Origin of the sequence: Candidatus Providencia siddallii, assembly GCF_964026685.1 — a bacterium.
GTDB classification, from domain to species: Bacteria; Pseudomonadota; Gammaproteobacteria; order Enterobacterales; family Enterobacteriaceae; genus Providencia_A; species Providencia_A siddallii_A.
The window spans coordinates 500,823-514,241 of the sequence record NZ_OZ034688.1 but is presented as its reverse complement, the minus strand read 5'-3'; the positions used below and the strand labels follow the sequence as shown (position 1 = coordinate 514,241).

Genomic DNA, 13,419 nt, shown 5'->3' with positions numbered 1-13,419 from the left:
TGTTTTAAATGTGAATAAAATTTTAAGTGAAGATAAATATACTTTTGTTTTTTTATCTTTTTTTGTTGCTTTTATTTTAGAATTTATATTATGGCCTAAAGAGTTTATTATATATCGTCCTACATTGTTATTTTTAGTTTTATTTTATTGGTTAATAATTTCACCTTGTTTGATTGGTATATGGGTTAGTTTTTTTTTGGGCATTATTGTTGATTTTATTCAAGGTTATGTATTAGGTATAAATGCATTATTATTTAGTATAATTTGTTATTTTTTAACATATAAAGAACAATTATTTCGTAATATAACTTTATGGCAACAGATTTTATTAGTTATTTTATTTACTATTGTTCAAAATTTAGTTACGTTTATTATTGAATATTTGTTTTTTGATATATTTTTTTCTTTAAAAATATTTTTAAATTGTGTAATTAATGGTTTTATATGGCCATTATTATTTTTATTTTTTAAAAAAATTAATTGTTAATATTTTTGATATTTTTATATATTGATTAGATGTTATTTTTTTTAAAATTAATTTATTTAATTTTTTAAAAAAAAAAAAAAAAAAAAAAAATAAAAATATATTTCTTAAAAAAATAATTAAAATTTTATTAATATAAAATATAAATTTTGTAATTTATTATCTATTACAATGTTTGTAATAGATAAATATTTTTATTAAAAATAATATATTGTTAATATTAATACTAAAATTTTAATGTTTTTTATTTTTTCTAGTGTTCTATGATATGATTGAACATTTTTACCATTAGAACGAAAATATTTAACTAATTGTTCTACTATATATACTGAACAATGTTTTCCGCCAGTGCAACCTATAGCAATAGTTAAATAACTACGATTATTTGTTTCTAACATTGGAAGCCATAATTTTATATAATTTTTAGTTTGATAAATAAAATTATATATTTCGGTGTTTTTATCTAAAAAATTTTTAACAGGATTGTCAAGACCAGTTATTGAACGTAATTTTAAGTTTCAATAAGGATTAGGTAAAAATCTTACATCAAATACATAATCTGCATCAATTGGAAGACCATATTTAAAACCAAATGATTTAAATATTATAGTTAATTTTCGTTTATGTTTACCAACTAAACGATTTTTTATAGTTTCTAATAATTCATGAACAGACATTTCTGAAGTATCTATTATTAAATCAGTACAAGATCTGATTTGTTCTAAAATTTTATTTTCTTTTTTAATTGCTTTTTCAAGTAATAAATTTTTATTAAATAACGGATGTATTCTTCTAGTGTCACTATATCTTTTAATAATTGTATTATAATTAGCATCTAAAAATAATAATTGATGAAAAAAAATTGATGGTAGTTTATTTATAGTTTTTTCAAATATTTTAAAATTGTTTGGTATATTACGTATATCAATGCTTACTGCTGTTGAAAATTTTTTTTTTGGCTAATAAGAATGTTAATTCTGGTAATAAATTAACAGGTAAATTATCTACACAGTAGAACCCGATATCTTCTAATGTATGTAATGCAACAGATTTTCCAGAACCAGAACATCCACTAATAATTATCAGCATCATTATAATACTCCTTTTTTTATTTTTTTTGTTGAGTTTTTAAATGAACTGATATTTTATTGTTTTTTGATGTTATTTTATTAAAAATTATAATGACATTATTGATGTATGAATAAATTTTTAAAAATATCATTTTTTTATTTTATAATACTATTTATTTTTCTTTAGTTTTTTAATATTTAATATGTAATTTTTGTAAAAAAAATAAATAAGATATCTATATTTTTTTATATAAAACAGTGATATTTTATTCATTTTAATAATTATTTAATATTTTATAAATGAAAATTATCTCCTAGATAAACACGTTTTACTTGTTCATTGTTAAGTATATTTATTGGTTTCCCATTAGCTATTATTTCACCTTGATTTACTATATATGCTTTTTTACAAACATCTAATGTTTCACGTACATTATGATCTGTAATAAGTATCCCAATACCATAATTACAAAGATCTTTAATTATTTTTTTTATATCAAGTATAGATATTGGATCTACACCAGCAAAAGGTTCATCTAATAAAATAAATTTTGGATTTGCTGCAACAGCTCTTGCTATTTCTACTCTTCGTCGTTCTCCACCAGAAAGCGAATATCCCATATTATTATATATATGTTTTAAATTAAACCTTTCCATTAGTTTTTCAGTTTTTTCTTTTCGTTGTTTTAAATTTAAATCTTGTCTTATTTCAAAAATTGCCATTAAATTATCATAGACATTTAATCGTCTAAATATGCAAGGCTCTTGAGGTAAATAACCAATTCCTAGTTTTGCTCTTTCATGAAGAGGAAATAATGTAATATCTTTAGAATCAATCATAATTTTACCATTGTCTACCTGAATGATTCCTACCATTATATAAAAAGCTGTTGTTTTACCTGCTCCATTTGGACCTAATAAACCAACTATTTCTTTTGAATTCACTTCAATAGTGATATTATTAATTATTGTACGATTTTTATATTTTTTAATTAAATTTTTTCCAATTAATTTTGTCATTTTATTTTTTGTTTTAATTTTTTATTTGTTAAAATAGTTAAAAATTATTTTTTAATTGTTTTGGATATAAAATTGTAGTTACATGATTTCCTTTATTACTAAAAGCTTCTATTTTTTGTTTTGAAATAATATATGTGATTATATCGCTAGAAATGTTATTATCTAATTGTTCAAGATGCGCATTTCCTTTTAATATAATAAGTTTTTTATCAACTTCATATCTAGCTTGTTTTGAATTTCCTTTAATTATATTTCCATTATCTTGTAATTGATGAAAAGTTATTGGAGCCCCAAAAGCTTCTATAGTAATTTTATTATTATTATTTTTTTGATGAGTAATTATTACTTTATCTGCTTTTATATTTATAGTTCCTTGTTTAATTACAACATTGTTTGAAAACATTGTGATATTTTTTTTAAAATCAATAAATTGTTTATTTGAAAATATATTTAATTGCTGTTGAATATCATTTTTTAATGCTATAAGCGGAAAACTGATAATTGTAATATAAATTATAATTATTTTTTTTAAAAAAAGAATTATTTTATTCATTTTATTTTTTTATTTTATAAGAAGTTTTTACATCTTTTATTAATTCAATTGTTTCGTTACAAAAATTTATTTTTATTTTTAAACTATTAGATAATAAATTATGGCCAATAATAATTGTTTTTTCATCAGAAAAAAAATCTTTTGTTGTTAAATTAAATATTGCATTTTTAGTTGTAATTTGTTGAATTATTGTTTTTTTTATGAGATTGTTTATTTGTACATTATTGTAGAAATAAATTATATTAGTGTTTATTAATTTACTTTTTAGTGATTTTATTTTTCATGTTGGAATTCCTTTTTTATTATAAGTTATTAAAATTGGATTTAAAAACAAAGTGGTTTTTTTTTTATTATAATTATTTGTTTTATCTGAAAAAAATTTATATATTAAATTCCCATTTGTAGAATATATGAATGTTGTAGAATTATTTATTTGATGATCAGGTTGATCGTTATTTTTTTTTTGATCAATTTTAGTAAAAAACATTTTATTTTTTATATTTAATATAATAAGTGGGATTGTTATAAAAAATAAAATAATAATTGACCATTTTTTAAAAATATTCATTAATTATAATTAATTTTGTAAGTTTTTTCTAATTTTCCTTGAGAAAAAAGAATTAAATCACATACTTCACGGATTGCACCTTTACCTCCGTGGTTATTTGTTATGTAATCTACATTTAATTGTAACATTGGATGAGCATTTGCTACAGCTATAGATAAACCTACTTTTTTAATAATTGATAAATCATTTAAATCATCTCCAATATAAGCAATTTCTTTTTTTTTTATTTTTAAGATATTTAATAATTTATTATAGATTAAAAGTTTATTTTTTTGACCTTGATAAATATGTTTTATACCTAAATTATTAGATCTTTTTTTAAGTAATTTTGTTTTTTTTTCTGTAATAATTGCAACTTGAATGTTATTTTTTAATAAATAATGTATACCATATCCATCTTGAGCATTGAAAATTTTTAATTCTTCATTATTACCAATATAAAATGATCCATCAGACATAACACCATCAACATCACATATAAGTAATTTTATTTTTATAAATTTTTTTAAATTAAGAAAATTCAAAAAATTATAATATGAGTTTAATTTCATTTTTTTTAGTTTTTATAAAAAATTTATTTTAAGTAAATTATGTATATTAAGTACACCTATTAATTTGTTATTTTTAGCAACTAATAGAGATGTAATATGTTTTGTTTTCATTAGCTTCATTGCTTCTATTGCTAATATATCTGGTCTAACTCTAATGCCGCCAGATGTCATTAGATCTGAAATTTTAATTTTATTAAAATCAATTGTAGAATTGAATATTCTATGCAAATCACTATTAGTAAAAACGCCATTAATATTCATATCATCATCGCAAATTACTGTCATACCAATTTTTTTATTATTAATTTCAGTTAATGCTTCATTTAATGAAGCATTTTTGTTTATACAAGGTATATCATTTCCTACTTTCATTACGTCACTAACTAAAAGTAAATGTTTTTTTCCAAGAGCTCCTCCAGGATGAGATATTGCAAAATCAGCTGCTGTAAATCCTCTTGCAGTTAATAAGGCAATTGCTAAAGCATCACCTATTATTAATGTTGCAGTGGTGCTAGTAGTTGGAGCTAACCCTAATGGACATGCTTCTTGTGTTATGTTTATATTTAAGTGAATATCTGCATATTTTCCCATTTTACTATTAGAATTATTAGTTATGCATATTAACTTTATTTTATTTTTTTTAAAAGAAGGAATTAAATCTAAAATTTCATCAGATTCACCTGAATTTGAAATAGCTAAGACAATGTCTTGTTTTGTAATTACTCCTAAATCTCCATGTTTAGCTTCTGCTGGATGAATGAAAAATGATGGCGTTCCAGTGCTAGAAAAAGTAGCAGCAATCTTACGTCCTATATGTCCAGATTTCCCCATACCCATTACAATAATTTTACCTTTACAATAAAAAATTGATTGACAAACATGATTAAAATTATCATTTATACTTTGGTCAAGGTTACAAATAGCTTTATATTCAATATTAATTACTTTTTTTCCTATTTTTTTAAAATCAAAAATTAACATTTTAGTTCCATGTGCAGTTTTTAATGTAGTTATAAATTAATTATATATATTATATTTTATATCAGTAACTATACTTTTAAACAAATTATTTTCTTAAAATATCTATAAAAAAATATTAAATATAATTTTTTTTAAAATTTAGTTATATTTATAATATAAAATATTTTTATATATAAGTAATCATTAAATTACTTTATGTAATTTTTTTTGTTTAATGATATTAATCGTACATTATAATTAATGTTTTGATATTGTATTAAAAAATTATATTTAGTTTTTTATTAAAAATAATCTATTTTTTTATTTTTGTGTAAAATTACTATGTAAATTTTTTTTTAATATTTTATATTAATCATAAATAATTAGTTTTCTATATGATCTTATATTTTTTAAATAAAAATATTTTTTTTAAATTTTATTTTTTTAATTATTGTATTAATTAAAAATTAAAAAAAATATTTTTTTAGAAAATATAATTAATTAAATAATAAAATGTAAAATTATATGTTTAATTATTATTTTTATTAATATAAATATAGGTATTTATTTTTTTTAAAAATATACTTAATAATATGTTATTTTATTATAATTCATAAAATGATATTAAATAATTAGTATTGTATAAACATAAAATTTTAATAATATATTTAATACATATTGTTTTATATTTTTGTTTTTTTATTTTTTCTAAAATATTATTTGATTTTATAAAAAATATGTTTATATTAAAAAATATTTTTTTAATAATTATTAATTATTGTTTTTTATAAAAATGTTTTTGTTTAAAATTTAAACGTATTAGATTTTATAAATTTGTATGGATATAATTATGAATAAATTAACGCCATTAAAATTAATACCATTTTTAATTGTAGTTGCAATATCATTAATAATCTGGTTTTTAATCCCGATTCCAAATGCAGTTGATTCGAATGCATGGCATCTTTTAGCTTTATTTGTAGGTACTATTGCTGCAATTATTGGTAAAGTTTTACCAATTGGAGCTGTTTCAATAATTGCTATTTCTTTAGTTGCCTTAACTGGTGTAACTAATTCAGGATCATTTAAAGGAGCGATAGTTGATGCATTAAGTGGTTTTTCTAATGATTTAATTTGGCTAATAGGTATTTCAATTATGATTTCTATTAGTTTAAATAAAACTGGATTAGGATCTCGTATTGGATATTATATAATTTCGTTATTTGGTAAAAAAACTTTAGGAATTGCTTATTCGCTTGCTTTTGCTGAAACAATATTAGCTCCTATTACACCTAGTAATACAGCTCGTGGTGGTGGAATAATTCATCCAATTATGCGTTCTATATCTAATAGTTTTAATTCAAAAGCTGAAGATGGGACTTCTAGTAAAATAGGTCGCTATTTAGCTCTTGTTAATTATAATATTAATCCAATTACGTCTGCTATGTTTATCACTGCAACTGCTCCAAATCCTTTAATTGTTAATTTGATAGTTAATGAAACTAATCATGGTAATATGATTACGTGGAGTATGTGGGCTATCGCTGCATTTGTTCCAGCTATAATATCATTAATACTTACACCTTTAATTATATATGTTCTATATAAACCTGAAATTACTTCAACACCTGACGCTCCTAATTTTGCTAAAGAATGTATACGTAATTTAGGTCCTATTTCAACAGCTGAAAAAATTACTATTGGTATTTTTTTATTGTTATTAATAATGTGGATTGGTGTTCCATCAATGATATTTGGTCCTATGTTTACTATAAACCCAACAACTGCTGCGTTTATTGGATTAAGTTTGTTGTTGATTACAGGAGTAATTAGTTGGGATGATGTTCTTAAAAACAAAGGTGCTTGGGATACAATAATTTGGTTTTCAGCACTTGTGATGATGGCAACTTATCTTGGTAAACTAGGTTTGATAAAATGGATGTCATTAACAGTAGGAACTATTATTCATAGCATGGGAATTAATTGGTTTTATGGAATGTTAATTTTATTGTTAATATATGTATATTCTCATTATTTCTTTGCTAGTACAACAGCACATATTACAGCAATGTTTAGTGCATTTTTTGCAGCTGGGTTATCAATTGGGGCTCCAGCAATGTTTTTAGGGTTAATTTTATCCTTTTCGTCGTCTTTAATGATGTCTATTACACATTATGGTACGGGGACTGCTCCTATTATTTTTGGTTCTGGTTATACTACATTAGGTGAATGGTGGAAAACTGGTTTTATTGTAAGTTTTATTAATTTAATAATTTGGTTATTTATTGGTGGTATGTGGTGGAAAATATTAGGTTATTGGTAATTTTTTAATAAGAAATATTTTTAAGATAAAATAGTAATATAGTTTTTTAATAAGTATATTTTTTCTAAAAGTAATTTTTTTTATTTTTTATTTTAGTGTTGATATATTTATTTTTTTTAAAATCATATTTCATAAATTATGAAATATGATTTTTTTTTAAAAAAATTATAAAAAAATTATTTTAATTATTAAAGTATAATTGTAGTTTATTTTTTATCCAATCTATAGTTTTTTTATAAGATTTTGGTAGTAAATTAATTAAAGAATTTAAATTTGAAATAAAAAAATCAGATTTATAATGTGAAAGATTTAAATGTCCAACTTTTCTATTTGGAAAAATTTTTTTTTCATACCAATGAAGATGTATTAATGGTAAAGATAACCAATTTATATTAATATTAATACCAATTAAATTTATTATTACTGCTGGGTTGTTTACTTCAGGAGAAAAAATTGGTAAATTCAAAATACTTCTTAAATGTAATTCAAATTGGCTAATAGAAGCCCCGTTTTGAGTTCAATGACCGCTATTATGTACACGTGGCGCAATTTCATTTATTAATAATTTATTATTAACAACAAAACATTCCATAGTCATTACACCAATATAATTTAATTCGTCCATTATTGTTTTCAACATTGTTTGAGCTTGTTTTTGTAAAAAATTATTTTGTTTCGGAAAAGCAACACTAGCTTGTAAAATACCATTTTTATGTAAATTATAAGTAATAGGGTAAAAAACAGTTTTATTATTTTTATTACGTGCTCCAATAATAGATATTTCAGAATCAAATTTAATTTTTTGTTCTACAATACATTTTCCATATAATTCAGTTGGAATATTTGTTTTTTTTTTAGAACTTATATGTATTTGACCTTTACCATTATATCCACCAGTTCTAATTTTTATTATTAAAAAATTTCCTAATTTTAAAAATAATTCATTTAATTGTTTAGGAGATTTTAATAAAGACCAATTTGCGGTAGATAATTTCAAAGAATCAAATATTTTTTTTTGTGAGCATCTATCTGTTAAATATTTTAAAATATGATTGTTTATGAAAGAATTATGTTTATATAATTTTTCGATTAATGAAGTATTAGACCAATGTTCAATTTCATTTGTTATTATAGTTTGTTTATAAGAAGTAAAATCTAAATTACTATTTAATCCAATTAAAAAAACTTTTATACCTAAAGGTTCACCTGCTTGTTTTAACATACGTCCTAATTGACCATCACCTATAACGTAAATTGATTTCATTTTATGATCCTTGGATCAGGATTGTTTAATATATCATTTGTTTGTGATTTTCTCCATATAGATAGTTTATTAAATATTGACATATCATTAATCGCTAAAATTTGTGCAGCTAATAATGAAGCATTAACGGCACCAGAAACTCCTATAGCAAGAGTTCCTACTGGTATACCTTTTGGCATTTGTAATATTGAATAAAGACTATCAATCCCATTTAATGCTGTACTTTGTATAGGTACACCTAATACAGGTAAAAGCGTTTTAGAAGCTAGCATTCCAGGTAAATGTGCTGCCCCGCCTGCGCCAGCAATAATTATATGAAAACCATTTTTTTTAGAATTTTCTGCAAATGAAAATAATTTATTTGGAGTTCTATGTGCTGAGATTATTTCAACATGAAATGTTAATTGTAATTCTGTCAATATGTTAGCAGAATATTGCATTGTTATCCAATCTTTTTTAGATCCCATAACAATTGCTATTTTTGGTTTAGATTGAATGTTGTGATTTTGTATTATCATTTTAATTTTATCCCAACAATATAAAATATTAAAAAAAATAAAAATTACTTAATTATAAAATATATCATGAATTTTAATAATTTGAATATTTTATTTTTGTGTTTTTATTTTTTTAGAAGAATAATAATTTTATTCCTTTATTATTGATAATAAAAGTAGAATTTTTATTACACCATGCGTCTAATACACCACGGTAATGTATTTTATTATTTATATATATTTTATGAATAGCAGGTTTATGAGTGTGCCCATGTATTATCCATTGTGCTTTATGTTTATTAAATGTGTTTATAACTGATTGTAAATTTACATCTACGATAAATTTTGATTTTGATATATTAGCATCTTTAGTTTTATTTTTTATTTTTTTTGCAATTTTATGACGAATAAAAAGTGGTAATTTAAGGAAAATATTTTGTAAATAAGGTTTATATATTTTTTTTCTATATTTTTGATATTCAATATCATTTGTACATAATGTATCACCATGTAAAATTACAATGCGTTTATTATAAATATTTAATAGTGTTTCTTGAGGTAAAATTTTCATACCACATTGTTCTGCATAAAAATTACCAATTAAAAAATCTCTGTTACCATGAATAAAATAGCAATTTATATTTCTTAAATTTAATTGTTTAAGTGAAAATGCAATTTTTTGATGTAATTTATTGTTATCATCATCTCCTATCCAATAATCAAAAAAATCACCAATAATGTATAAATCATCATAATATGTAAGATATTTTTGAATAAATCTCAAAAAATTTAATGTTATTAAAGGTTTATCTTTATTTAAATGTAAATCAGAAATAATATATGCAGACATATATTTAATTTACTAAATATTAATTTAATAATAGTATTTTATACTATATATTTATTTTTTTGTAATTATTTTACTTTTTATATTTAAAAAATTAAATTGTTTCATTTAAATTTTAAAATATAATAATTTATTATTGTTGGAAAATAAAATGTTGCAAATTTTTAATACTTTAAGTCGAAAAAAAGAAGAATTTAAACCTATTCATAAAAAAAATATTGGTATGTATGTATGTGGCATTACACTATATGATTTATGTCATATTGGACATGCAAGAACATTTATTATTTTTGATGTTATTAGTCGTTATTTACGTCATTTAGGTTATAAATTAACTTATGTACGTAATATTACAGATATTGATGATAAAATTATTCAACGTGCAACAAAGAATAATGAAAGTGTTAATGATTTAACAAATCGTATGTTTGTAGAAATGAATAAAGATTTTAGTTTATTGAATATTTTACCTCCAGATAAAGAACCACGTGTTACACATTATATAAATGACATTATTATTTTTATTGAAAAATTAATTAAATCTGGACATTCTTATGTTGCAAAAAATGGTGATGTTATGTTTGATGTAAAAACATATCATAGTTATGGAATATTATCAGGTCAAAACTTAAATAAATTAAAAACAGGAAAACACATTAAATATTTTAATATAAAAAATAATGAAATGGATTTTGTATTATGGAAAATGTCAAAAAAAAACGAACCAAGTTGAAACTCACCTTGAGGCAAAGGACGTCCTGGTTGGCATATTGAATGTTCAGTGATGAATAATATAATATTAGGTAATCATTTTGATATTCATGGTGGAGGCTGTGATTTGATTTTTCCTCATCATGAAAACGAAATAGCACAATCTGTTAGTATATATAATTGTAAATATGTTAATTATTGGATGCATTCTGGAATGGTTACAATAAATGAAAAAAAAATGTCTAAATCTTTAAATAAATTTATTACTATTCGTGATATTCTTAAAGATTATGATGCGGAAGTATTGCGTTTTTTTTTATTATCTTCTCATTATAGAAGTAGTTTAAATTATTCTAAAGAGAATTTAAAACAAGCATATTTTTCATTAAAAAGATTATATAATTCATTATTAGATACGGATATTAATTTAATTCCTATTAAAAACGGAAAATTTAAAAAAAATTTTTATGATGCTATGAATGATGATTTCAATACCCCATTAGCGTATTCTGTTTTATTTGATATGGCATATAAAATTAATCAATTAAAATATAAAAATATGTTTTACGAAGCTAATGTTATTGCTGCACAATTACGTGAGTTAGGAGGTATATTAGGGTTATTAAATAACAATCCAGAAAATTTTTTAAAAAAAAATAATATACAAAAAATAAATAATAATATCGAAAGTTTAATAAAGCAACGTGCTTATGCTCGTAAAAATAAAAATTGGCATCTTGCGGATGTTATACGAAATAGGTTATTTGAAGTCGGTATTATTTTAGAAGATAAAAATGAAAAAACATTTTGGAGAAAAAAATAATATTTTATCAATTTTTATACAAAATAAAATTATATAATAAAATATTATATAATACAAGTTGATTTTATTATTTTTGTTTTTTATATTTAAACATGTTTTAAATTTAAGTAATATTATGTATTTTGTATGCTTGTAAAGTATTTTGTATAAGTGATGCAACCGTCATTGGCCCGACGCCACCAGGAACTGGTGTTATCAAATAAGCACGTTTTGAAGCTTCAAAAAAATTTACATCTCCTATTAATTTACCATTATTTAGACGATTTATACCAACATCAATAACAATGGTGCCTTTTTTTATCCATTTTCCAGGAATGAAATTTGGTTTACCTACAGCAACAATTAATAAATCTGCATTAACAATATGTTTTTTTAAATTTTTAGTAAAACGGTGAGTAATAGTTGTAGTACACCCGGCTAATAATAATTCAAGACACATAGGACGACCAACAATATTTGATGCACCAACAATAACTGCGTTAAGTCCATAAGTTTTAATATTATAATATTTAAGTAAAGTTATTATCCCTTTTGGTGTACATGGACGCAAATTAGGATTGCGTTGACATAATCTGCCTAAGTTATATGGATGAAAACCATCAACATCTTTATTTGGATGAATATGTTTTATGATTTTATCATTATTTATATTATTAGGTAATGGTAGTTGAATTAAAATTCCATCAATTTTATTATTTTTATTTAAAACATCTATTAAATTTAATAATTCGTTTTCTGTTGTAAAATTAGGTAAATTATAAAAAAAAGATAATATACCTACTTCTTTGCAAGCACGTCGTTTACAATTTATATAAATTTGAGAAATAGCATTTATTCCAACTAAAATTACTGCTAATCCTGGATTACGTTTTCCTAATAATAAATATAGTTGTATTTTTTTGCTGATATCTTTTTTAATTTTTTTAGCAATTTTTTTTCCATTAATAATTTTTGCTATCATTTATTTTTTAAAACCTATTTGTATAAAGTATATGAAAATTTTATAAAAAATTATTGAATCTATTAAAAAATAGATATATAATTACTGTCATTTTTTATTTTATACAATATATGCGTCCTTAGCTTAGCTGGATAGAGCAACGGCCTTCTAAGCCGTAGGTCACAGGTTCAAATCCTGTAGGACGTAATTAATTTTACAAATATATTATATAAAATTGTTATATAAATCAATTTATTTAATATTTTAATTATATAAAATTAATTGTTTTTTAATATATTTAGTTTTGTTTGGTAATATATAAAATATTGATTAATGTTATATCATAATAGATTTTGATAAGATAATATTTTATATAATTATATTTATAAAATTTTATTAAGATAAATATATTTTATATTTTTTATGTAAAAGTAATTTTAATATATTAAATATAATTTTTTGTAAAAATAATATTAATAATACAAAATTATAATTACGTTATAATTTTGTATTTTATAAAATAAATATTTGTATTTTTAAATAATAATATTTATTTATTTTAATAATTTTTATAAAAATTTGTATTAAAACTATTGGTTAAATATTTTTTTATAATTTATTACATATTAAAATATATATAATTAAAAAAATTTTAATTATATATATTTTAATATGTAATAAATTAATTCAATTAATGTTTTACAAAATATATATATTGATATAATTTATTTGAAAAATTTTATATTAATTTATTTTTATAAAAAATTAAATTTATTATATAAGATATTATATTTTATATAATAAATTT

12 protein-coding genes, 1 tRNA gene and 1 pseudogene are annotated in these 13,419 nt (G+C 20.9%); 4 read left to right on the top strand and 10 right to left on the bottom strand.

Annotated features, from left to right (window positions below):
• The first annotated feature begins 10 nt into the window (after window positions 1–10).
• Window positions 11–487 (top strand): rod shape-determining protein MreD, encoded by a 477-nt coding sequence (gene mreD / locus AAGD61_RS02180; protein ID WP_341764822.1) that lies wholly within the window; start codon window positions 11–13, stop codon window positions 485–487.
• Between the two features lie 194 nt (window positions 488–681).
• Here mreD and rapZ read toward each other — a convergent pair.
• The 6 genes and pseudogenes from rapZ to kdsD all read right to left on the bottom strand — a co-directional run bounded on the left by rapZ (window position 682) and on the right by kdsD (window position 5,227).
• Window positions 682–1,576: pseudogene (rapZ, locus tag AAGD61_RS02175) on the bottom strand (RNase adapter RapZ).
• Window positions 1,577–1,848: 272 nt separating this feature from the next.
• A complete protein-coding gene (gene lptB / locus AAGD61_RS02170) occupies window positions 1,849–2,574 on the bottom strand; it encodes an LPS export ABC transporter ATP-binding protein (RefSeq protein WP_341764821.1) in 726 nt (241 codons plus the stop codon).
• 37 nt (window positions 2,575–2,611) lie between these two features.
• Window positions 2,612–3,127, bottom strand: a complete 516-nt coding sequence (gene lptA / locus AAGD61_RS02165) for a lipopolysaccharide transport periplasmic protein LptA (RefSeq protein ID WP_341764820.1) — start codon at window positions 3,125–3,127, stop codon at window positions 2,612–2,614.
• 1 nt (window position 3,128) lies between these two features.
• On the bottom strand, window positions 3,129–3,695 hold the full coding sequence (lptC, locus tag AAGD61_RS02160; protein ID WP_341764819.1) for an LPS export ABC transporter periplasmic protein LptC: 567 nt from the start codon (window positions 3,693–3,695) through the stop codon (window positions 3,129–3,131).
• Window positions 3,695–4,246, bottom strand: coding sequence for a 3-deoxy-manno-octulosonate-8-phosphatase KdsC (gene kdsC / locus AAGD61_RS02155; protein ID WP_341764818.1), 552 nt, complete (start codon window positions 4,244–4,246; stop codon window positions 3,695–3,697). Before kdsC ends, lptC begins: the two co-directional genes overlap by 1 nt.
• A 12-nt stretch (window positions 4,247–4,258) precedes the next feature.
• Window positions 4,259–5,227 carry an arabinose-5-phosphate isomerase KdsD gene (gene kdsD, locus AAGD61_RS02150; protein ID WP_341764817.1) on the bottom strand — a complete coding sequence of 323 codons (969 nt, stop codon included), beginning with the start codon at window positions 5,225–5,227 and terminating at the stop codon, window positions 4,259–4,261.
• 829 nt (window positions 5,228–6,056) lie between these two features.
• Here kdsD and AAGD61_RS02145 point away from each other — a divergent pair.
• The gene (locus AAGD61_RS02145) at window positions 6,057–7,529 is read left to right on the top strand and encodes a DASS family sodium-coupled anion symporter (RefSeq protein WP_341764816.1); all 1,473 of its coding nucleotides are present in this window, start codon (window positions 6,057–6,059) and stop codon (window positions 7,527–7,529) included.
• Between the two features lie 181 nt (window positions 7,530–7,710).
• Here the strand turns inward: AAGD61_RS02145 and purK are convergent, their stop codons facing one another.
• The 3 genes from purK to AAGD61_RS02130 form a co-directional block, all read right to left on the bottom strand.
• Complete coding sequence (gene purK / locus AAGD61_RS02140) at window positions 7,711–8,793, bottom strand: 5-(carboxyamino)imidazole ribonucleotide synthase (RefSeq protein WP_341764815.1); 1,083 nt, start codon at window positions 8,791–8,793, stop codon at window positions 7,711–7,713.
• A complete protein-coding gene (gene purE / locus AAGD61_RS02135; RefSeq protein WP_341764814.1) occupies window positions 8,772–9,311 on the bottom strand; it encodes a 5-(carboxyamino)imidazole ribonucleotide mutase in 540 nt (179 codons plus the stop codon). The genes purK and purE overlap by 22 nt, the downstream gene beginning before the upstream one ends.
• A gap of 112 nt (window positions 9,312–9,423) precedes the next feature.
• Entirely contained in the window at window positions 9,424–10,140 is a 717-nt protein-coding gene (locus tag AAGD61_RS02130; RefSeq protein WP_341764813.1) for a UDP-2,3-diacylglucosamine diphosphatase, read from the bottom strand.
• A 148-nt stretch (window positions 10,141–10,288) separates the two neighbouring features.
• Here AAGD61_RS02130 and cysS point away from each other — a divergent pair, with 148 nt between their 5' ends.
• Window positions 10,289–11,671, top strand: coding sequence for a cysteine--tRNA ligase (gene cysS / locus AAGD61_RS02125; RefSeq protein ID WP_341764812.1), 1,383 nt, complete (start codon window positions 10,289–10,291; stop codon window positions 11,669–11,671).
• 103 nt (window positions 11,672–11,774) lie between these two features.
• Here the strand turns inward: cysS and folD are convergent, their stop codons facing one another.
• A complete protein-coding gene (gene folD, locus AAGD61_RS02120; RefSeq protein ID WP_341764811.1) occupies window positions 11,775–12,632 on the bottom strand; it encodes a bifunctional methylenetetrahydrofolate dehydrogenase/methenyltetrahydrofolate cyclohydrolase FolD in 858 nt (285 codons plus the stop codon).
• A gap of 112 nt (window positions 12,633–12,744) precedes the next feature.
• Between folD and AAGD61_RS02115 the strand changes: the two genes are divergently transcribed.
• Window positions 12,745–12,818: transfer RNA gene (locus AAGD61_RS02115), tRNA-Arg, on the top strand.
• Window positions 12,819–13,419 lie beyond the last annotated feature (601 nt).